Source organism: Streptomyces sp. NPDC019396 (assembly GCF_040632375.1).
In the GTDB taxonomy this organism is placed as follows: Bacteria; Actinomycetota; Actinomycetes; order Streptomycetales; family Streptomycetaceae; genus Streptomyces.
In genome coordinates this window covers 321,734-340,544 of sequence record NZ_JBEYBS010000003.1, presented here as the reverse complement: position 1 = coordinate 340,544, position 18,811 = coordinate 321,734, and the positions used below count along the sequence as shown (strand labels likewise).

At 70.6% G+C, this 18,811-nt stretch carries 20 protein-coding genes; 9 read left to right on the top strand and 11 right to left on the bottom strand.

The window, feature by feature from the left end; translation table 11 throughout:
- Positions 1-12: 12 nt before the first annotated feature.
- Positions 13-714 carry a DNA-binding response regulator gene (locus tag ABZ532_RS05395; protein WP_361279732.1) on the bottom strand — a complete coding sequence of 234 codons (702 nt, stop codon included), beginning with the start codon at positions 712-714 and terminating at the stop codon, positions 13-15.
- A 472-nt stretch (positions 715-1,186) separates the two neighbouring features.
- On the opposite strand from ABZ532_RS05395, the gene ABZ532_RS05390 reads away from it, so the two are divergent.
- Positions 1,187-2,719 (top strand): von Willebrand factor type A domain-containing protein, encoded by a 1,533-nt coding sequence (locus ABZ532_RS05390; RefSeq protein ID WP_361279770.1) that lies wholly within the window; start codon positions 1,187-1,189, stop codon positions 2,717-2,719.
- 239 nt (positions 2,720-2,958) lie between these two features.
- On the top strand, positions 2,959-3,420 hold the full coding sequence (locus tag ABZ532_RS05385; protein ID WP_361279731.1) for an anthrone oxygenase family protein: 462 nt from the start codon (positions 2,959-2,961) through the stop codon (positions 3,418-3,420).
- A 78-nt stretch (positions 3,421-3,498) separates the two neighbouring features.
- Here the strand turns inward: ABZ532_RS05385 and ABZ532_RS05380 are convergent, their stop codons facing one another.
- Positions 3,499-3,999, bottom strand: a complete 501-nt coding sequence (locus ABZ532_RS05380; RefSeq protein ID WP_361279730.1) for an AraC family ligand binding domain-containing protein — start codon at positions 3,997-3,999, stop codon at positions 3,499-3,501.
- Positions 4,000-4,345: 346 nt separating this feature from the next.
- Here ABZ532_RS05380 and ABZ532_RS05375 point away from each other — a divergent pair, with 346 nt between their 5' ends.
- On the top strand, positions 4,346-6,013 hold the full coding sequence (locus tag ABZ532_RS05375) for a penicillin-binding transpeptidase domain-containing protein (protein WP_361279729.1): 1,668 nt from the start codon (positions 4,346-4,348) through the stop codon (positions 6,011-6,013).
- Positions 6,014-6,131: 118 nt separating this feature from the next.
- Positions 6,132-6,587 carry a nuclear transport factor 2 family protein gene (locus tag ABZ532_RS05370; protein WP_361279728.1) on the top strand — a complete coding sequence of 152 codons (456 nt, stop codon included), beginning with the start codon at positions 6,132-6,134 and terminating at the stop codon, positions 6,585-6,587.
- Between the two features lie 132 nt (positions 6,588-6,719).
- On the opposite strand, the gene ABZ532_RS05365 is transcribed toward ABZ532_RS05370, so the two are convergent.
- Genes ABZ532_RS05365 through ABZ532_RS05350 form a run of 4 tightly spaced genes read right to left on the bottom strand, consistent with a single transcriptional unit; the run spans position 6,720 to position 9,300 of the window.
- Positions 6,720-6,941: a hypothetical protein gene (locus ABZ532_RS05365; RefSeq protein WP_361279727.1), complete on the bottom strand. Its 222-nt coding sequence runs from the start codon at positions 6,939-6,941 to the stop codon at positions 6,720-6,722.
- A 24-nt stretch (positions 6,942-6,965) separates the two neighbouring features.
- The gene (locus ABZ532_RS05360) at positions 6,966-7,895 is read right to left on the bottom strand and encodes an MBL fold metallo-hydrolase (RefSeq protein ID WP_361279726.1); all 930 of its coding nucleotides are present in this window, start codon (positions 7,893-7,895) and stop codon (positions 6,966-6,968) included.
- Positions 7,892-8,515 (bottom strand): flavin reductase family protein, encoded by a 624-nt coding sequence (locus tag ABZ532_RS05355; protein WP_361279725.1) that lies wholly within the window; start codon positions 8,513-8,515, stop codon positions 7,892-7,894. The genes ABZ532_RS05360 and ABZ532_RS05355 overlap by 4 nt, the downstream gene beginning before the upstream one ends.
- Positions 8,515-9,300, bottom strand: coding sequence for an SDR family NAD(P)-dependent oxidoreductase (locus ABZ532_RS05350; RefSeq protein ID WP_361279724.1), 786 nt, complete (start codon positions 9,298-9,300; stop codon positions 8,515-8,517). Before ABZ532_RS05350 ends, ABZ532_RS05355 begins: the two co-directional genes overlap by 1 nt.
- A 168-nt stretch (positions 9,301-9,468) precedes the next feature.
- Here ABZ532_RS05350 and ABZ532_RS05345 point away from each other — a divergent pair, with 168 nt between their 5' ends.
- From ABZ532_RS05345 to ABZ532_RS05330, 4 genes are all read left to right on the top strand, one after another.
- A complete protein-coding gene (locus tag ABZ532_RS05345; protein ID WP_361279723.1) occupies positions 9,469-9,936 on the top strand; it encodes an SRPBCC domain-containing protein in 468 nt (155 codons plus the stop codon).
- Positions 9,937-10,244: 308 nt separating this feature from the next.
- Entirely contained in the window at positions 10,245-11,366 is a 1,122-nt protein-coding gene (locus tag ABZ532_RS05340) for a hydrolase (RefSeq protein WP_361279722.1), read from the top strand.
- Between the two features lie 80 nt (positions 11,367-11,446).
- Positions 11,447-12,679 (top strand): cytochrome P450, encoded by a 1,233-nt coding sequence (locus ABZ532_RS05335; protein ID WP_361279720.1) that lies wholly within the window; start codon positions 11,447-11,449, stop codon positions 12,677-12,679.
- A 49-nt stretch (positions 12,680-12,728) separates the two neighbouring features.
- Positions 12,729-13,754 (top strand): NADP-dependent oxidoreductase, encoded by a 1,026-nt coding sequence (locus ABZ532_RS05330; RefSeq protein WP_361279719.1) that lies wholly within the window; start codon positions 12,729-12,731, stop codon positions 13,752-13,754.
- Between the two features lie 96 nt (positions 13,755-13,850).
- On the opposite strand, the gene ABZ532_RS05325 is transcribed toward ABZ532_RS05330, so the two are convergent.
- The 5 genes from ABZ532_RS05325 to ABZ532_RS05305 all read right to left on the bottom strand — a co-directional run bounded on the left by ABZ532_RS05325 (position 13,851) and on the right by ABZ532_RS05305 (position 17,109).
- Positions 13,851-14,591, bottom strand: coding sequence for a VOC family protein (locus ABZ532_RS05325; protein WP_361279718.1), 741 nt, complete (start codon positions 14,589-14,591; stop codon positions 13,851-13,853).
- A 177-nt stretch (positions 14,592-14,768) separates the two neighbouring features.
- Positions 14,769-15,146 (bottom strand): VOC family protein, encoded by a 378-nt coding sequence (locus ABZ532_RS05320; RefSeq protein WP_361279716.1) that lies wholly within the window; start codon positions 15,144-15,146, stop codon positions 14,769-14,771.
- A gap of 12 nt (positions 15,147-15,158) precedes the next feature.
- On the bottom strand, positions 15,159-15,524 hold the full coding sequence (locus ABZ532_RS05315) for a hypothetical protein (RefSeq protein WP_361279715.1): 366 nt from the start codon (positions 15,522-15,524) through the stop codon (positions 15,159-15,161).
- Complete coding sequence (locus tag ABZ532_RS05310; RefSeq protein WP_361279714.1) at positions 15,521-16,786, bottom strand: FAD-dependent oxidoreductase; 1,266 nt, start codon at positions 16,784-16,786, stop codon at positions 15,521-15,523. The genes ABZ532_RS05315 and ABZ532_RS05310 overlap by 4 nt, the downstream gene beginning before the upstream one ends.
- Complete coding sequence (locus ABZ532_RS05305; protein ID WP_361279712.1) at positions 16,786-17,109, bottom strand: 2Fe-2S iron-sulfur cluster-binding protein; 324 nt, start codon at positions 17,107-17,109, stop codon at positions 16,786-16,788. The genes ABZ532_RS05310 and ABZ532_RS05305 overlap by 1 nt, the downstream gene beginning before the upstream one ends.
- 172 nt (positions 17,110-17,281) lie before the next feature.
- Between ABZ532_RS05305 and ABZ532_RS05300 the strand changes: the two genes are divergently transcribed.
- A complete protein-coding gene (locus ABZ532_RS05300) occupies positions 17,282-18,754 on the top strand; it encodes an MFS transporter (RefSeq protein WP_361279710.1) in 1,473 nt (490 codons plus the stop codon).
- Positions 18,755-18,811 lie beyond the last annotated feature (57 nt).

Here is an 18,811-nt window from a genome sequence, read left to right as displayed (position 1 = left end):
GGGGCGCCTTCATCAGATCCAGCCGCGACGTGCTGCTTCCGCTCCGGCGCGGAAGCGGCTCGTCGTGCCCAGCGTGCTGAGGAGCTCTCCGACACGACGGCTGTACGTCCGGCCCGATATGCCGAGCCGGGTCGCGGCCGCCTCATCCGTGAGCCCGGCCAGCAAGGCGTCCAGCACCGGGCGCAGATGGGCGGGCATGGAGCCCTCGTCGGCGGCCTGGATCTCGTCGCCTCCTTCCCACCAGAGCTGGTGTGTGCGCACCAGCGCCTGGACGACCACGGGGTCGCGGATGAGCAGCAGCCCGTTGCAGTGCAGCCGCAGATCGAGCGGCAGCGCCGCGGCGGTGCGGTCCGCGACCACCAGCTTGAACGGGATCGAGTCCGTCACCCGCGCCTGGCCGCCCAGCTGGTCCGGCGGCGGTAGTTGAGGGAGCGCGTGACGCGGGACGACACGGCGGATGGTGGCCCGCTCCATCGCCGCTATCAGCGACGCGTGTACGCATGAGCCGGCAAGCGCACGGAACGGTTCGGGAACGCCGGGTGAGCCCGCCGGGTCGTCGAACGTGAGCAGCTCATGGCGAGCGGACTGAACGAGCCCAGTGAGCGCCGCGCCTACCTCATCCAGCCCTCGGAACGGCCGGCCGAGCTCCAGTTTCCCGGGCTGGACGGGCCTGCGCGCGACGGGCCGCCTCGGCCTGGTGATGACATGCGGCACGACTGGCCACCCCCGTTCCTGACGCCTTGCCACTCCATGTACTCACGTGACTGCACATCGTGACAACCCCCAGTTCAGGGGATGGTGAGTCCTTGCCATTCGCTTCCGTCCAAGCCTGGTCTGCCGTCAGTCTGGATGGGCGGACGTGATCGGCGACCTGCACGCAGATTCGGAGATCCGGAGAAGGGAGAAGTCCCATGGAACGAGTGCCGCGACGCGCGGCCGGTCGCCAGGGCGGGTGGAGCGGACGCGGGTCTCCGGCGCCGCCGTTGCCGCTTTGAGATTCTTCCGCAACGCGTTCGCATGCTCCAACACGCCTTCTCGCGCGTCACATTCACAGTGCTGACGATTCAGGGGGCGGAAGATGCATCTCTGCGCAAGGACGAATCAAGCAAGTGCCGCCGGGCGAGTGATCGCACGGGCAGGCGCACGGACAACCAGAGGGGCGCTCGTCGCGCTGCTGGCCGGATCCATGGTGCTGACCGGCTGCGGGGCGGGCGGGCAGGCCGACCGCGCCTCACGCGGTGATGGTGCGCACCGGGCCGAGCGTGGACAGCCGGCTCCGATGCCGCCCGACGGAGGAGGGCGCGCGGCTGAGGGTGACCGCGAAAGGGGGCGTGAGGGCGAGCAAAAGGGCGACGAGCAGCGGGATTTCGCACCTCCGGCCGACTATCTGTCCACGTTCGCGCTCGACGTGGACACGGCGTCGTACGGATACGCCAGGCGCGCGCTCGGTGAAGGGCGGCTGCCCGACCCGGCCGCCGTGCGTCCTGAGGAGTTCGTCAACAGCTTCCGTCAGGACTATCCGCGGCCAAAGGGGAACGGCTTCACCGTGACCGTGGATGGCGCTCGGATGGAGAGCAGGGCAGAGAAGGGAGCGGACGGAACCGGGGACTGGTCGCTGGTGCGCGTGGGGCTGGCCACACGCACCTCAAGCCGAACCGCTGAACGTCCTCCGGCGGCTATGACGTTCGTCGTCGATGTCTCGGGGTCGATGGCCGAACCCGGACGGCTCGACCTGGTCAAGGAATCCCTGGGCATCCTGACCGACCAACTGCGTGACGACGACTCGATCGCGTTGGTGACGTTCAGCGGGGAGGCCGAGACCCGGCTGCCGATGAGCCGGCTCGGCGGCCAGCGGGACCACATCCACCAGATCATCGACGGACTTGAACCGGGGGACTCCACCAATGTGGGCGCCGGAGTCAGCACTGGCTACGACGTCGCCGTCGACGGGCGAAGAGAGGGGGCCAACAACCGGGTGGTGCTTCTCTCCGACGCGCTCGCCAACACCGGTGACACCGACGCCGACGCGATCCTCGAGCGGATCGACACGTCGCGCCGGGAGTACGGGATCACGCTGTTCGGCGTGGGGGTGGGCAGCGACTACGGCGACCAGCTGATGGAGCGGCTCACCAACCGGGGTGATGGACACACCACGTATGTGTCCACGTCGGCGCAGGCCAGAAAGGTGTTCGTCGACCAACTTCCCGCCCATGCCGAGCTGCGCGCCCGGGATGCCAAGGCGCAGGTCGCGTTCGACCCCCAGACAGTGAAGGAGTTCCGGCTGATCGGATACGAGAACAGGGAAGTGGCCGACGAGGACTTCCGAGACGACCAGGTGGACGGAGGCGAGGTGGGCCCGGGGCACACGGTGACCGCGCTCTATGCGGTGCGGCTTCGAGAAGGAGTGAGCGGACACATAGCCACGGCCACCGTGCGCTGGCTCGACCCCCGGACCCGGGCGCCCCACGAGGCGACCGGCGCGGTGGAGGCGGCGGTACTCCAGCGCGATCTCTGGTCGAAGGAGTCCGCTCCGCGGCTGCGGGTCAGTGCCACTGCCGCGTACTTCGCCCAAGCGCTACGGGGCGCGGAGACACCCGGTGCTCTCCGCCTGGGTGAGCTCGCCGAGCAGGCGGAGGGCCTGGCGAGGACGACGGAGGACGCGTCCGTGCAGCAGTTGGCGAAGTCGATTCGCCAGGCGGACGAGTTGACGGCCCAATGACTCGTGACGGCTGACGTCTCGGTCTGATGTCCGACCGCACCCGCTCCCCGTTCGCCGTCGCTGAACGCTGAACGCTGAACGCTGAACGCTGAACGCTGAACGCTGAACGCTGAACGCTGAACGCGACCGCTGACCAGGCGGGTGGTGTCGGGGCGCCGGCCCGGCCACCGCGTCAGGCCCGGTCGCGGGGTGGAGGAGAGAGGCTGCGGGAGGGCGTTGGGGGCGCCATGATGTGTGTCATGGCCTCCTCGCTGCTCGCCCTCGCCGTAATTTCCACCGGCCTGTACGCGGGCTTTCTGCTGATCTTCCAGACCGGGATCATGCCCGCGCTGGCGAAGCTTTCGGACGACCAGTTCGTCCCGGCCATGAGGCGGATCAACGAGGAGGTGCCGCGGGCGGTGTTCATGGTGGTCTTTCTGGCCATCATCGTGTTTCCGGTGGCGGCCCTCGTCGTGCCGGCCGAGGGCCGTTCGGCCGCTCAGACGTGGCTCCTTGTGGCAGGGGTGGTGTGCGCGTCCCTCAACCACCTGATCACGATCACCGGGAACATCCCCCTGAACAACGCGCTCGCGTCATCCGGGAGTTCACCCGACTCCGCGGTGAGGGCGGCCTTCGAGGCCAAGTGGAACCGTTTCCATACCGTCCGCACGGGGCTCAGCCTGGCCTCGTTCGTCCTCATCGTGTGGGGCTCGCTCGTGTGACACCCGGCTTGGACCGGCCCGGCCTGGTCGTCCAAGCCGGGCATGGTTCCAGCCGGACCGCGCTCGGAGACAGGGCGGTCAGACCGAGTCGGGAAGCCGTTCTCCGCAGCGGCTGCAGTAGCGGGCGTCCGACTCCGATGCCAGACGGCCGCATTCCGCGCAGACACGGTCCAGCAGACAGGCGCGCTCGCCACCCTCTTCCTCCGCGCCCGTGGCCGGAGTCCGGATGGCCAGCCCCGGGCGTCGGCGATGGACGCTGAGCTGGATGAGGCCATCGGGGCCGGCGTGCAGCGCACGGCGGGTGCCGCGGGGGAGCCACACCACCGAACCCTCGGTGAGGTCCTGCCACATACCGTCGACGCGTAGCTGTCCGCTACCCGCGGTGACATACAGCAGTACATCCAGGGCTGGTTCGACGTGTTCCGCGACATGGGTGTCCGGTAGCAGCCGCACGAGATTGGCGTCCAGCTGGCGCCCGCCTGCCGCGAGCCGCCACAGGGCCCCGCCCTGATCCTCCGACGCCTCCCGGCTCAGCTCGGCCAGCCGTGCGAGCACACCCGGCCCGGAAAGGGATGCCATGTGGTTCCTCCAGCGCTCAATCCCCACGCGGTCCTCACCGGACCCCCGAAGCCAGAGAAGGGATGCTACCTCTGTCGGCCGACCCCAGGGCGGCCATCGGGGCGGTAGCCGGGCGGAAAGTCCACGCCCGACATCGCGCGGCAGTACGGAGAGCGAGGGGACCGCGACCCTAAGCGCTGTCCCGTAATCCCCGGCGGGCTCACGACGACAGCTACGGCACCTCGCTGCGTTGTCGAATCGCCCGAATACGCCCAGTATGAGGACGACCCTCCGCCTTGCGATGCACCGCATCTGACGCCGTGCGCTGATCCACCGGGGATTACGGGACAGCCCTTAGGATGCGCGCATGGCTCGCGGCAGCGTATACCGGGACTACTCTCCGTCAGGACGCAGGCGGTGGCGTCGATCGCGCATTGCGGTCACCGCAGTGGTGGCGCTCGCAGCCGTGGCGGGAATCGGCTACTGGGCCTACTCCACCCTGGTCGTCCATGCCGAGGATCCTCAAGTGCGCGCCGCGACCGCCCGCTTGCAGGAGTTCCTGGACGCCTGGGAGGCGGGGGCGGCAAAGGAGGCCGGTTCGTACACCGGCACCCCCGCCTATGCCGAGTCCCTGATCACGTCCGTCATGACGAACCTGAAGCCGTCGAAGGCGGAGTTCACGGCGCGGAAGGGCCGCAAGCAGGGCAGCACGGAGGTTCGGATTCCGTTCACCGTCGCGATGACGATCCCCGGTGCCGGTGACTACACCTGGGAGTCGAAGGCCAGGCTCCTGCTGAAACAGAGCGAGGAAAGAGGGGAATGGGAGGTGGAGTTCACCACTCCGCTGATTCACCCCCGTCTGGCCGTCGGCCAGACCCTCGCCCTGCAGACGCAGCAACGTGCCGCTGTCCTCGACACCCGCGGCGACACCCTGCGCGCGCCCTCGATCGTCGGTCTGGTCGATCCGAGGAGCGGCAGGGGCGTGTCCGGACTCGAAGCCCGCTACGACCGGCAGCTCACCGGTGGAGCAGCCGGAAAGAAGTCCGTCGTGATCGTGGACCGTGCCTCCGGGCGCGCCGTGAAGACGCTCGGCAACGGCAACGGCGACGGTGCCAAGGGCGGAGTGCCGGTGCGGACCACCATCGACCCGAGGATTCAGGAAGCCGCCGCCGAGGCCCTGGACGGCGTACGGAAGAACGCGGCCATCGTGGCGATCGATCCGGCGACCGGTCGCATCCTCGCCGCCGCCAACCGACCCGGTGGCATGAACCGGGCACTGGAAGGACGCTACCCGCCCGGCTCCACCTTCAAAGTCGTCACCGCGGCCGCTCTGCTGAAGGCCGGCATGGGCCCGGCCGACCCCGTCGAGTGCCCGGTGTTCGCCCGTGTCAACGGGCAGCGGTTCGAGAACCACGACCAGTTCAGCATGCCGGGCGGTGCCACGTTCGCGGACGCGTTCGCCAGGTCATGCAACACCTTCTTCGTCAACGCCCGCACCAAGTTGAAGAAGGCCGCGCTGCACGACACGGCGCAGGCCTTCGGAATCGGAGGCACCTGGGACGTGGGAGTCGCCACCTACGACGGCAGCGTGCCGATCGCCAGCAGCGACAACGACAAGGCCGCGGCCACCATCGGGCAGGCCCGGGTCCAGGCGTCGCCCCTGGTGATGGCCTCGATCGCGGCGACCGTGAAGGACGGCACCTTCCGCCAGCCGGTGCTCGTGCCCGCCGCGGTGAAGAAGCCGCACCATGCGACGGAGCGGCTCCGCCCGGCCGTTCTGTCCGCCCTGCGCACCATGATGCGCGCCACGGTCACCGAAGGTACCGCCCGGGTACTGGGGGACGTACCGGGCGAGGCGTATGCGAAGACCGGCACGGCGGAGTACGGGGACCAGACCCCACCGCACACCCACGCCTGGATGATCGGTTACCAGGGCGGCCGGAACCTGGCCTGGGCGGTGCTCGTGGAGGACGGCGGCTCGGGTGGCGCCGATGCCGGGCCCATCGCCGCCCGGTTCCTGAAGGCCGTCGGCTGATGAGGCGAGAACCCCGGGACCTGTGGTTCCGAGCCGGTCTCCACTGGTGCTGAAGGCGCGTTCGGCAGCCTGGGCGCAGTCGCGCGGCCATGAGGGCAGCGTCTCGAGAGGAGTTGCCATGCCTCAGCCGGTCGGGACACTCCGGCACCAGGTCACCGGAGATGTCTACGCCGAGGTCCAGACCTTCTACGCCCACCAGATGCGCCGGGTCGACGCCCTCGATATCGAGGGGTTCGCGGACACCTTCACCGATGACGGAGAGGTCGTCCACGCGGGCGGGCACCGTCAGCAGGGCCGCGAGGAGATGATCGCCGGAATGAAGGCGAACCTCCCGCGCTACCAGGACATCGCGGTCCGCCACTGGTTCGACCATCTGCTGATCGAGGTCGACCAGGCGGACGTGGACCTCCTGCGGGTCTCGTACTACACCCTCGTCACCCAGACCAACCGCGAGGGCAACGTCAGCTTCCAGCCCACGTTCACCGTCGACGATGTCCTCGTCCGGGTGGACGGCAGGCTGCTGACCCGGTCGCGGGTGATCCACCGCGACGAGCCGGCCGCGTCCTCGACGTGACGAAGCCGTAGAAGCAAGAGAGGCAAAGGAAGCAAGAGCAGCAAATGAAGTGAGAGCGGCGGCAGAGACGGGCGAGCACCCCGTACCGAGACCGAGGTACGGGGTGCTCGCCCGTCTCCGCGCGTCATCCAGTCAGTCGATGCCACGGCAGATATGTGGTTCGCTGCCGTCGTCGTCCGGGTCACCCGCCAGCAGCAGGGGCACCCAGGCCGGTGTGGGGCGGGGCGCCGGGCGCGGTGGTGCCACCGTAGGCGTCAGCGTCGTCAACGGAGGGAGCGGAGGCAGGGTGTGTCCCACCGTCAGCTCCAACGGGGGCAGAACCTCTCGCACGGTCCGTTCCAGCAGGATCGTCATCGACGGCTCCTCTCAGCGTGTAGGTCAGGCATGGCAGGCGGGCAGGCCGCCGTGGTAGGCGACCATCTCCTTGAAGGACGCCAGTACGTCGATTCGCGCCCCGGGCGCGAGCCCTTCGAGCTCCGCGTACGCGCGGTGGAGATTGCCCACCAGCCGCTCGGAGTCCACGAGCCCGGCGAACTCGCCGGGGTCCGCCTCCTCGGCCGCGCGCAGCGGGCCGATGCCCCGGCGCAGACCCTCCTCCGCCAGCAGCTGGACCCAACGGAGATACGCCTCCGTCTCATCGATCAGCTCGCCGCCGCCGACCGGCCCGTGGCCCGGTACCACCGTCGCTGCTCCGAGCTCCCGCAAACGCGCCAGGGCGCGCAGCGAGCCCGTGATCGACCCCATCAGGACGTACGGCGTGACGCCCGACCACACCACGTCGCCCGTGAAGAGCACCGAACGCTCCGGTATCCACACCACCACATCGTCGGGGGTGTGGGCGGGCCCTACCGAGAGCAGCTCGACACGCACATCCCCCGCGTGCACGGTGAGCGAGTCGCGGAACGTGAGTGACGGCAGGACCAGCGGGGTCTCGCCCCACTCCACGTCCGGCCACAGGTTCCGCAGGCCGAGCCCGGCCTCGGCGCTGTCGGAGCGGCAGCCCTCGTGCGCCACGATCACCGAGCGGGGAGCGAACTGCCCGTTGCCGAAGGTGTGATCACCGTGGAAGTGCGTGTTGACGACGAAGTCGACTCCGGCCGGGGCCAGCCGCTCGGTCTCCTCGCGCAGCCGCCGGGCGCGTGCCTCGGTGGCCGCGGTGTCGACCAGCACGCTGCGCTCCGAGCCGACGACGAGACCGGCGTTGTTGAGACACCAACCCCCGTCCGGCTGGACGAAGGCGTACACCCCGTCCGCCACGGGCCGCAGGGAGGGCGGCGCCGTGGCGGACACGTCGGACACCGCTGTCATGCCGCCGCCTCCGTCGCAGCGGCGGCGGGCAGGCGGGAGAAGCGGCCCTGGTGGAAGACGAGCGGATCGGAGCCGCCTTCGGTGGTGGCCAGGGCCACCACCCGGCCGATCAGCAGGGTGTGGTCCCCGGCCTCGTGTTCGGCGTCGAGTACGCACTCGAACGACGTCTCCGCCAGGGGCAGTACGGCGTTCCCGGTGATCCCCTCGACCGCGCCGAGCCGGCGCATCGCCGCCAGGCCCGCCGGTCGGTCCGGGCGGCAGAACTCCTGGGCCAGTTCCTGCTGATGGCTCCCCAGCACATTGACGGCGAAGCTGCCGGCCTCGACGACCCGGGGGCGCATCCGGCCGTCCGCCTTGATGGAGACCAGGATCAGCAGGGGGTCCAGCGATACGGAGGTGAGGCTGTTCAGGGTGATGACGCTCGTGCTGTCTCCGCTGCCCTGGGTGAGCAGGGTGACACCGGTGGGGAAGCGGCCCATGGCCGCCCGGAACGCGGCCATCTCGGGCGGTGCCAGCACGGCTGTGGCGGACGGCGCGGACGGTACGGACAACGCGGACTCAGTCGGTTGGGAGAGCGGGGAAACCTTGGCCATGGTGAGGACTTCCGTCTCGGTTCGCATCAGTAGTTGCCCAGCCCGCCGCAGACGTTGAGCGCCTGCGCCGTGATCGAAGCCGCCACGTCGGAGATCAGATAGCCGACAAGTCCCGCCACTTCCTCCGGAGTCGAGTAGCGGCCCAGCGGGATCTTCGCGTTGAACTTCTCAAGGATGTCCTCCTCGCTCACGCCGTAGTGACCGGCGTAGCCCTGGCGCACCCGCTGCGCCATCGGCGTCTCCACATAGCCGGGGCACACGGCGTTGACCGTGATACCGCTCTTGGCGAGTTCCTTGCCGACCGCCTTGGTGAAGCCGATGACGCCGTGCTTGGAAGCGGAGTACGGAGCGGCCAGCTCGACGCCCTGCTTGCCTCCGGTGGAGGCGACGTTGACGATGCGGCCCCAGCCGCCGTCCCCCATCCGTCCGGTGCTCAGCACCTCACGGGTGACACGGAAGGTGCCGTTGAGGTTGGTCTCGATCACGTCGTCCCAGAGGGAGTCCTCGATCTCGGCGGTCACCCCGCCGCCGCCGCGTCCCGCATTGTTGACGAGGATGTCGATCCGGCCGTAGGTGTCGACGGCCGTCTGCACCGCGGTACGGATCGCTTCCGGCGAGGTGACGTCGCAGACCGTGCCGGAGACCTCGTGGCCCTCCGTCCGCAGCCGCTTCACCAGCGCGCGTATGTCTTCGTCGCCCCGGGCCACACCGAACACGGCTATGCCCTGCCCGGCCAGCAGCTCGGTCACCGCGAGCCCGATTCCGCTGGTCGCGCCGGTGACGAAGGCGACCCGTCGTGCCGTATCTGTCATCGTGCTCTCCCGTCGCTCGTCCAAGTGGACCGACCGTGGCGCCGGGGCCTTGCGCGGTTCTCGAATCCGGCTCGAGGCGGGGCCGTTCGAGTCCCGGTCGACGAGGGGTTGAGCGGCGGGCGGGAAGGTGACCGGACCGATCGATGTGACGCGAGCGAGGAGGGGTCCGTGTCGGAGCAGACGATTCCGGACGTACGTAAGTCGGTGACGGTGCCGGCATCGCCCGACGAGAGCTTCAAGATCTTCACCGAGCGACCCAAGGACTGGTGGCCCCCGTCCCATGTCCTGCTCAAGAAGGAGCGCGTGGGCCTTGCCTTCGAAGGCGGAGTGGATGGGCGCTACTACGAGTGGGATGTGGAGGGCAACGAGATCACCTGGGGCCGCATCCTGGAGTGGGAGCCGGGGCGCCGGCTCGCGATGACCTGGCGGCTCGACGGCAATTGGCAGTCGATCCCGGACGACGAGCGGGCCAGTGAGATCGAGGTGACCTTCGCCCCGGCCCCCGGTGGCGGCACCACGGTGGAGCTTGCGCACATCAAGCTGCACAAGCATGGAGAGGGTGCCGAGCGGATCTTCCAGGCACTCGACGGTCCGAGCCCGGGGGAGACCCTGGAGCGGTTCGCCAAGCTCTTCTGAGCCCGGCCGTCTTCCGCGGAGGCGGCCTCGGGCCCCGGTCGACGAGGACCGGGGCCCGAGGCATGTCCGGGGGAAGGTACGACTGGTACGGCGGGACCGGGCCGGTACGGCGGACACGGCATGCGCACGGCCGGTACGGCCCGTAGGCCGCGGCGCGCACGGCAGGAACGGCGCGCAGGCAGGAACGGCGCCCGGCAGCAACCCCAGACGCGCCCCCTAGCCGCGTTGCACCCGGTTTCGAGGTGCCCCCGGCAGGGTGAGCCACCGGACCGCGCACCGCGAAGCGTTCACCACAGGAGGTCACGAGGATGGCTGCCGTCATACAAGGGGACACCGGGCTGGCCGAGGCCGCCGACAAGCTGCGCGCCCTCGCGGCCGAGCACGCCGCCGACGCGGACAGCACCCGCCGGATCGCTCCCGAGGTCACGGAGTCGATCCGGCAGTCCGGATTCGCCCGGCACTTCGTGGCCGCCCGCTGGGGCGGTACGGAAGGCAGCTTCGGTGAGCTGACCCGGGCCGTCGTCGCCGTCGGCGAGTCCTGCGCGGCGACCGCCTGGTGCGCCTCACTGGCCGCCTATTCGGCGCGGTTCGCCTCGCACCTGCCGGAAGAGGGGCACCGCGCGATCTGGAACGAAAGCCCCGACACCGTGATCGCCACCGGGCTGATGCCCGCCGGACGGGCCAGGGCGGTGGACGGCGGCTGGCGGCTCAGCGGACGCTGGAGCTACGTCAGCGGGGTCGACTTCGCCGACTGGATCCTCGTCTGCGCCGCAGCCGCCACCGGCGCCGAAGGACCGCCGCAGCTGCGCTTCTTCGCACTGCCCCGCGGGACGTGGACGGTGCAGGAGACCTGGGACAGCGTCGGTATGCGAGCCACCGCCAGCCACACCGTGGTGCTGGAGGACGTGACCGTACCGGCACATCTGTCCTTCGACCGCGCCGACATGCTGACCGGACACAACGAGACCTCCGCCGCACCCTGCCACCGGGTGCCGTTCCAGGCGGTCGGCGGGCTGACCTTCATCGCCCCCGTGGTGGGTGCGGCCACCGGTGCCCTGGCCGCCTGCGCGGGAACCATGACCGGCCGGCGCCGCAACCACGCGGGTGAGCTGATCCTGGTGCGTGCGTCGGGGCGGATCGACGCCGCCCGCCACCTCGTCGACCAGAACGCCGCGGTCATCGACGAGCAGCTCTTCACACCGGAGCTGATGGCCAGGAACGAGCGCAACGCGACCTTCGCCGCCGAGCTCCTCCAGGAGGCGGCGGGCCTGCTGGTCCGTGGCGCGGGCACCGGCGGACTCGGCGAGGCACACCCCTTGCAGCGGTTCTGGCGTGACATCACTTCCGCCACGAGCCATGTCGCGCTCCAGTACGACACGGCGGCACGCAAGAACTACTCGGCCGTGCTGCTCGGTCCCGAAGAGGAGTGACCGGCCCGAAGCCGCATCGACCAGCACCCACGCCGCCGCCCCGACCACCCACGACAGACCCCACCTCGCGGAGGTATCCGATGTCCGCCTGCCCCGTGTCCGATGTGTCGGACGTCTACCCCTTCCCCGGGTCGAGCTACCGCGGCCCCGCCCCGCGGTACGCCGACCTGCGCACCGAACAGCCCGTGGTACGCGTCCCCACCGCGGGCGGCGTCGACACCTGGCTCATCACCCGGTACGAGGACGTACGGGCACTGTCGGCCGACCCCCGCCTCAGCCGCGCGCTGGCCTGCGGGGAGGGCGCCCCGCGTATCGGCGGCACGATGCACACGACCCCGGAGATGATCATCTCCCTGGACTCTCCCGAACACTCCAGGCTGCGCAAGCTGGTGGCCGGAGCATTCACCCTGCGCCGCGTCGAGCGGATGCGGGCCGGGGTGCAGAAGGTCGCCGACGAGCTCCTCGACGACATGATGGCCAAGGAGGGCCCGGTCGACCTGGTGCAGCAGCTCTGCCTGCCGCTGCCGCTGACGGTCATCGGCGAGCTGCTCGGCGTACCCGCCAAGGATCTGCGGGACTTCGAGAAGTGGGCCAGGGCCTTCGCGACGGTCGACGACCGCGCGGGCGGTGAGGAGTCACTGGCCGGGCTGGCCAAGCTGAGCGAGTACATCGTCGGGCTGGTCGCCGAGAAGCGCGCCAATCCCACGGACGACATGCTCTCCGACCTGATCGCGGCCCGCGACAACGACGACCGGCTCAGCGAGCAGGAGCTGGTGACCTTCGGCTTCACCCTGATCGGCGCCGGCTTCGACACCACCGCCAACCAGCTCGCCAATTCGGTGCTCGCGCTGATCGCCGACCACCCCGAGCAGTGGCGGTGGCTCGCCGAGGACCGCGACCGCATCCCGGTGGCCGTCGAGGAACTGCTGCGGCACGTCAACCTGTTCGCGACCGACACCTCGGGCTTCCCGCGGATCGCCGCCGACGACATCGAGGTCGGCGGGGTGACCATCCGCAAGGGCGACGCGGTGCTGCTGTGCCTGGCGTCCGCCAACCGCGACGGAGAGGTCTTCGACGACCCCGACCGGCTCGACCTGGCCCGCGCCCACAACCCGCACATCTCCTTCGGCCACGGGGTGCACTACTGCCTCGGCAAGCACCTCGGCCGGATGGAGATGGAGATCGCCATCGACGGCCTCATCCGTCGCTTCCCCGGCCTCAGGCTCGCCGTGCCGCAGGAGGAACTCCCCTGGCACACCGGCGAGATCAATCACACCCTGACCAGCCTGCCGGTGGTCTGGAAAGCCCCCTGAGGGCCTCACCGGCCCACAACCATCCCACCTGGTACGGAGGACAGTGATCATGACATCGGGAGCAGCGACGACCCCGGACAAGGCCCGTGAGATACGGCTGGCCAAGCACCTGGAGGGCGACCTCACCCTCGACCACTTCGAGCTCGTCGAGGTCGAGGTCCCGGAGCCCGCCCCTGGCGAGGTCGTCGTACGGATGGACCACCTCGGCGTCGCCGCCGCGTACCAGGACCGGATGCGCGCGGAGTGCCAGCTCCCGCTGCCGCCGTACCAGGTGGGCGGGCGGATCGGCGGCGGGGAGACCGGCACCGTCGTGAAGTCCAACAGCCCGGATCTCGCCGTCGGCGACCTCGTGCAGTCCATGACCGGCTGGTGCGAGTACGCCGTCGGACCCGCCCACACGTTCTTCAGACTGCCGCAGGGCGTCTTCCCCGACACCTCCTACTTCCTGTGCCAGGGGCCCACGGCGTACTACGGCATGGCCGACATCGCCCGGGTCGGTGAGGGCGACGTGGTCTTCGTCTCCGGTGCGGCCGGGGGTGTCGGCTCGCTCGCCGGGCAGATCGCCAAGCGCCGGGGCGCGGCCCGGGTCATCGGCAGCGCGGGCAGCGCGGAGAAGGTGGCGTACCTGGTGGAGGAGCTCGGCTACGACGCCGCCTTCGACTACCACGACGGACCGGTGGTCGAGCGGCTGCGGGAGCTCGCCCCCGACGGCGTCGACGTGTTCTTCGACAACGTCGGCGGCGAGCAGTTCGAGGCCGCGATCCAGGTCGCCGCCCCGTACGCCAGGTTCGCCCTGTGCGGCGCCCTTTCCGTGCAGAACGGCGCCGGCGAGGACGGCCTGCCCCGGCTCGACCTGATGACGGCGATCACCCGGCATCTGGAGCTGCGCCCGTTCGCCTGCTACCACACCCCGGAGCAGATCGGAGCCTGGGTCCAGCACTTCGCGACCTGGCTGGGCGAGGGAAGGTTCGTGTTCCCGCAGACCGTGGTCGAGGGGGGCATCGAAGCGGCCCCGGAGGCGCTGATGGCATGTCTGAAGGGCGCCTACCGGGGCAATGTGTCGATCCCCCTCTGAGGAGGGACCGCCACCTGTCCCTGGCCGGTGCGACGAGCCCGTGAACACCTCTCGGCGTTCACGGGCTCTTCGTGCGCGTGTCGTCAATGCTCCACGTCAGGACGGGGCGAGGACACAGAACTCGTGGCCCTCCGGGTCGGTCAGGCACGTCCACGGGACGTCGCCCTGGCCGAGGTCGAGGTCGGTGGCGCCGAGGGCGCGCAGCCGGGCCACCTCCGCCGCCTTGTCGTCACCGGGGTAGGGCAGCAGGTCGAGATGGACGCGGTCCGGCACGGTCTTCACGCCGGGCGTGCGAAGGAACTTGAGATACGGGCCGACACCCTTGGCGGAGCGCAGCACCGCGTGATCGTCGGTCACTTCGTGCAGGGTCCAGTCCAGAGCCTCATCCCAGAACCGTGCCATGGCCCGCGGATCCGCGCAGTCGACCACCACCGCGGCGATCGGACCGGTGTCCCGGTAGACCTCCCGGGGCTCCAGCACGCAGAACTCGTTGCCTTCCGGGTCGGCGAGGACCGTCCACGGCACTTCGCCCTGTCCCACGTCGGCGGGTGTCGCACCGAGAGCCTTCAGGCGGGCGACCAGCTCCGCCTGATGAGCCGCGGAGGTGGTGGCGAGATCGAGGTGCACACGGTTCTTCGTCGTGGCCTTGGGTTCCGGGACGGTGATGACGTTGATCCCGACGGCGACCGGGTCCGGCCAGACGAAGCCGCCGAAGGGGCCGACGTAGGCGGTCACACCGGGTCTGTAGACACTCCAGCCGAGTGCCTCCGCCCAGAACCGGCCGACCGCCGAGTCGTCAAGAGCCTTCAGGTTCACCTGAGCAGGTCGCAGCGCCATGCCGCCGATCCTATGCACCCCCTCTGCGACGACATCCGCACTGTCGCCGGCAGAGATCGACTGGCTCACCAGCCGTGCTGCTCGGTCCGCGGACGAGAGCGCTCAGCGCCCTCGGGCGTACTGCTCACTCGTCAGATGAAGCGCTGAGTCACACACGGGTTTCCCTGTCGGGTTCCGTCAGTCCCGGACGAGGCAGAAGGGATGGCCCGCCGGATCCGAGAAGACCCGCCAGCTCCGCTTCCCGTCGCCCGCGTCGAGCAGTGTGGCGCCCTTGCCGAGCGCTTCCTCCTGCGCACGGTCCAGGTCCTCGACCGCCAGGTCGAGATGGAACTGCTGGGGGCGAGCGGGGTCCGGCCACCGCGGCGGCCGGTGGTCCGCCACGCGCTGGAAGGCCAGCACCAACCCGTCCTCCGTGTGGAGTGTCGCCCAGCCGTCGCCGAGCGACCACCGGGGGTCGGGCTGGTTCACCGTGCCGCCGAGCAGCGACTGGTAGAACCGGGACAGCTCGTCGGCATCGGCGCAGTCCAACACCACACACTGGAGCTTGGCGATCATGAGTGCAGCGTCTCACGACGGGCGTCGCGCCGATATCCCGACCCTGGCCCGGCGGCTCGGGCGGCCCGTGCGGTCGTGCACCACCGAGGTGCCCGTGCTGCTGAAGGTGTCGCCGCTCAGCGTGGCCCGCTGCACGATGTCCACCCAGCCGGTGCACGCGCCCGAGTCGTCGAAGACCGGCTCGGCGACCCGGAAGGCGAAGGCACCGGCACCACCCGTGGCACGCCAGCTCCCCGCGCCGCCCGACGCGAGGAACACCCGTCCGTCCACGGTGAAGTGCAGTACGCCCGGGTAGGTGCCGCTGGGCCGGGCCACCTGGACCGCCCAGGCCCCGGCCGGTGTCAGCGTGCCGGAGTCCACCGGGGCCGAGGTCCTCACGCCGCCGTCCGCGTCGTAGCCGCGTTCGCCTGCCAGGTCTTGAAGTCGAAGTCCGGCCGGGCCGCCTCGTCCGGAGACGGGCCCGGGGTGTCCGAGGCCAGCAGGCGGCGCGTGATCATGTGGTCGGCCGGGCGGTTCACCGACTCGGTGCCCACCAGCCGGTCCCCGCGGAAGCAGAGCACCGAGAACCGCCGCCCGGCCGGGTCGCCGACGGTGACCGTGCGGTCATGGCCGCCGGTGATGCCCGCCATCTGGACACGCAGGTCGTACTGCTCGGTCCAGAACCACGGGACGGAGGTGTACGGGACGGGCTTGCCGCACAGTGCGGCCGCCACGCAGCGGGCCTGGTCGGAGGCGTTCTGGACGGACTCCAGACGCAGCAGGCCCGACGCGGGAGGGGCATACGGGGTGGGGAAGCGGGCGCAGTCGCCGATGGCGTACACAGCGGGGTCGCTGGTGCGCAGGGACGCGTCCACGATCACGCCGTCGCCCACGTCGAGGCCCGCGTCCGCTGCGAGGTCCACCGCGGGCAGCACACCGATGCCCACCACGACCACATCGGCGGCGATGCGCCGGCCGTCGTTCAACTCCACGACCCGGACATGGCCTTCGCGGTCGCCGTCGAGGCCGGTCACCTCGGTGCCGAGCAGGATCCGTACCCCACGCTCCGCGTGCTCTGCGGCGAGGAAGCCCGAGACGGCAGGGGTCACCGTACGGCCCATGATCCGGGGGCCCGCCTCGACGACCGTGGTGCGGACGCCCAGCCCTGTCGCCGTGGCCGCGAGCTCCATGCCGATGAAACCGGCCCCGACGACCACCAGGTTGGCCGCCCCGGACAGTTCCCGGCGCAGCACGTCCGCGTCCGCGAGGCTGCGCAGGGACAGCACACCGGCCAGGCCCGTGCCAGGGACGGGCAGCGGGCGCGGGCGGGCGCCGGTGGCCAGCACCAGGCGGTCGTAGGGAAGCGCGCGCCCGGAGGCGAGGACCACCCGGGACGCCTCCCTGTCGACGGAGGTCACCCGGTCGCCGCTCACCCGCTCGATGTCCTGCGCGGCGTAGAAGTCCTCGGGCCGCAGCTCCAGTTCGCCGGGGCCGGCCTTGCCCGCGAGATACGCCTTGGAGAGCGGGGGGCGCTGGTACGGGACGGGCAACTCGTCGCCCACCAGCACGACATGGCCGTCGTAGCCCCCCGCGCGCAGGGCGGCGGCCGTGTCCGAGCCCGCCTGTCCGGCGCCCACGATGACCACCTGACGCCCGGCCATCAGCTCTGCCTCTCCGGCAGGTGCACCACCAGGCCGTCGATGGCGTCCGAGACGGGAAGCTGGCAGCTGAGCCTGCTGCTCTCCCGGCGCGGGCTGGCCGTGCCGTACAGCACGTCGTCCTCGACATCGTCCATCGGCGGCAGCGGGAGGGTGTTGGCCTCGTCGATGTACACATGGCAGGTCCCGCACTGCGCGGAACCCCCGCACTGCGCCTCGATGCCGTTCACGTTGTTGAGCTTCGCGCCCCGCATGACGGTGTTGGGCTCGGGGACATCGAGCACGGTCTCGCTGCCGTCGGGATGTGTGTACCTGATCTTGGCCATGGCGCCTCCTCGTGGGATCCGTCCGCTTGTACGCCCGGTACGCCCATGCGGCACGCGACTGTGACAACGGAGGCTGGGGGGCGCCTTGAAGTCCCCTCGAACACAGGAGGAACCCGTCCCCGGTCGACCAGGGCCCGAGCGGGCGTCGATGCACCGGGCCCAGCGTCCTGGTATGACCACCGCTGAGAGCCTGCGTACATCCGATGCCGCCCCCACCGAGGCAGGCGGCGGTCGTCGCCTCCGCCTGATCCTTCTCGCATGCTGCCTGGGCCAGTTCATGAACGTGCTCGACGCCTCGGTCGTGAACGTGGCCCTGCCGTCGATCGGCGCCGAGCTGGGCTTCGCTCCCACCAGGCTGAACTGGGTGAACAACGCCTACACCATCGCCGTCTGCGGCTTCCTGCTGCTCGGCGGGCGGCTTGCCGACATCTTCGGGCAGCGCAGGGTGTTCCTCGCCGGGGTCGCCCTCTTCACCCTCGCCAGCAGCGTTGGCGGGATGGCCGACGACCCGGCGACCCTGGTGCTCGCCCGCGCCTTCCAGGGCCTCGGGGCCGCCGTCATGGCGCCCGCCACCCTCACCGTGCTCGGCACCACCTTCACCGCGCCCGGCGCACGCGCCAGGGCGTTCGGGATGTGGAGCGTGGTGTCGGGCGCCGCGGGCGCCGTCGGTGTGCTGGCGGGCGGACTGATCACCGAGTGGTTCTCCTGGCGCTGGATCCTGCTGGTGAACGTGCCCATCGGGCTGCTGCTGCTCGCCCTGGTGCGCTGGGTGGTACCCGAGACCCCCGGCCGCGGCGCCGGACGGCGCGCCCTCGACGTACCGGGCGCGGTCACCGTCACGGCCGGGCTGATGGCCCTGGCGTACGGGATCGCGGAGTCCCACACCTATGGCTGGGGTTCGTCCCGCGTGCTGGGCGCGCTCGGCGCGGGCGCCGTGCTGCTGGTGCTGTTCGTGCTGGTCCAGGCGAAGTTCGCCGCTTCGCCGCTCGTGCCGCTCGCCATCTTCCGCAACCGCTCGGTGAGCAGCGCCAACCTCGTCGCCTTCTTCAGCATCGCCGCGCTCTTCAGCACCTTCTACTTCTTCACCCTCGCCCTCCAGCAGGTGCTCGGCTACAGCCCCCTGCGGACCGGGCTCAGCTATCTGCCGCTGTCGCTCGGGATCGCGCTCGGCGGGTGGGGCGTCTCCAGGCTGGTGCCCCGCACCGGCCCGCGGCCCGTGCTGGTCACCGGGCTCGCCCTCGCCGCGGCCGGCCTTCTGTGGTTGTCCGGGATCGACGCGCACTCCGGCTACACCGCCGACATACTCGGCCCTGCCCTGCTGCTCGGCTTCGGGATGGGCGGCGTACTGAACGCCACCACCAACGCCGCCACCGCCGGGCTCCCGCCGCGCCAGGCCGGTTTGGCCTCCGGCCTGCTCAACACCACGCGGCAACTCGGCAGCGCCATCGGACTGGTGACCCTGGCGGCCGTGTCCGCCGCCCGGGCCGAGACGGCGCTCGGCGGGGGGAGGGCGTTGCCGGAGGCCCTGGTCTCCGGATACGGCCTCGCCCTCGGTGGAGCCGCTGTGTTCTGCCTCGCCGGGCTGCTCGCCGCGCTCGCCGTGCCCGGCCGCGTACCCTCCGCATCCCACCCGGTCCGGAGCTGATCCAGGATCCAGGACCTCTCGAGGCGCTGACGAGACGCTGCCCGCCTGACGCGAATT